Origin of the sequence: Treponema sp. JC4 (assembly GCF_000260795.1) — a bacterium.
Taxonomy (GTDB): domain Bacteria; phylum Spirochaetota; class Spirochaetia; order Treponematales; family Treponemataceae; genus Treponema_D.
In genome coordinates this window covers 1-1,472 of record NZ_AJGU01000099.1, presented here as the reverse complement: position 1 = coordinate 1,472, position 1,472 = coordinate 1, and the positions used below count along the sequence as shown (strand labels likewise).

Annotated in this window: 3 protein-coding genes; 2 read left to right on the top strand and 1 reads right to left on the bottom strand. The window is 36.7% G+C overall.

The window, feature by feature from the left end:
* Positions 1 to 221: DUF6364 family protein (locus MSI_RS14815; protein WP_039925111.1), on the top strand; the 221-nt coding region annotated here is incomplete at its 5' end.
* Positions 214 to 633, top strand: coding sequence for a PIN domain-containing protein (locus tag MSI_RS13400; protein WP_039925108.1), 420 nt, complete (start codon positions 214 to 216; stop codon positions 631 to 633). The genes MSI_RS14815 and MSI_RS13400, both read left to right, overlap by 8 nt.
* 3 nt (positions 634 to 636) lie before the next feature.
* Here the strand turns inward: MSI_RS13400 and MSI_RS14810 are convergent.
* Positions 637 to 1,472, bottom strand: an 836-nt coding sequence (locus tag MSI_RS14810; RefSeq protein ID WP_039925104.1) for an FAD-dependent protein, incomplete at its 5' end; no start/stop codon positions are given.

The window sequence follows — 1,472 nt, the reverse complement described above, 5'->3', positions numbered from 1 at the left end:
ATGACAGTTCAATTTCTCGTGCAAAAAAATATGTTTCTCAAATAGGAACATCACTTTCGGCTATTGTAGAAAACTTTTTTGATAACCTTACCATAAATGAAGATAAAGCAGAATTTTCATACAGTCCTCTGGTAAATGAACTTTCAGGAATTATTCATCTTGATGAAGATTTTGATTATAAATCAGATTACACTTCTTATCTGGATAAAAAATATGAATAAAGTTTTTGTAGATACTGATGTTATTATAGATTTACTTGCAGAACGAATTCCTCATTTTCATTTTTCTGCCGTACTTTTTACTTTTGCAGAAATGAAAAAACTTGAACTATATACCAGTCCTTTGATTTTTGCCAATACATTTTACATTCTTAGAAAATATCTTGGAAAAGATTCTGCAAAAAATGCACTCCGAAAACTTCGTATTCTTCTAAAAGTAATTGATTCTTCAGAAAGTGTTATAGACAAAGCTTTGAACTCTGACTTTACAGACTTTGAAGATGCAATTCAATATTACACAGCCTTAGAATATGGAATACCTGTCATTTTGACCCGAAATATCCGGGATTATAAAAAGGCTTCGGTAATTGTTCAAACTCCCGAAGCCTTTTTAGCTGCAAATCAATTGATATAACTGCTACATTATTTTAGCCGCTATCTGTTCTGCTACATACAAGCCTGATGCAGAAGACTGGCTTAAAGAATGTGTCCAGCCCGAACCGTCACCAATAAAGTAAAGACTGTCAAAACCTTTTGCACGCAGGTGCTCATCTACATCAACTGTGTTGTTATAGAATTTACATTCAACGCCGTAAAGAAGGTTGTCATCATTTACCATACCTGGAACAAGATGATCCAGGGCCTGAATCATTTCGATAATATCATCAAGAATACGCTTAGGAAGAACAAGGCTCAAATCACCAGGCTCTGCATTAAGGGTCGGAAGAACTGTGTTGTCTGCAATGCGGCCTTTTGTTGAACGCTTACCGCGGATTAAATCTCCGTAACGCTGAACAATTACACCGCCTCCCAGCATGTTAGAAAGCTTGATGATTGCTTCACCATATTCAGAACTGTCATCAAAAGGTTCTGTAAAGGTTTTGCTTACCAGAAGGGCAAAGTTTGTATTGTTAGTTTTAAGGGCAGCATCCTCAAAAGAGTGACCATTTACGGTAATACCGCCGTTTGTATTTTCAGTAACGACAGCACCAGACGGATTCATACAGAAGGTACGCACAAGGTCTTCATAAGTTTTTGTACGGTAGGTGATTTTACTTTCGTAAAGATCTTTTGTAACGTGATTCCAGATTTCATCCGGACATTCAAAACGCACACCAATATCAACACGGTTTGAGCGGGTATGAATCTTAAGTTTTTTACAAACGTCTTTTACCCACTTGCTGCCCGAGCGTCCAGCCGCAACGACAATCTGATTTGTATAAATTTTAAAATCAGCAGTTTCAACCTGATAAT

Coding starts and splice junctions, on each gene's coding strand:
- MSI_RS13400 (WP_039925108.1), top strand. CDS start 214: ATGAATAAAGTTTTTGTAGATACTGATGTTATTATAGATTTACTTGCA.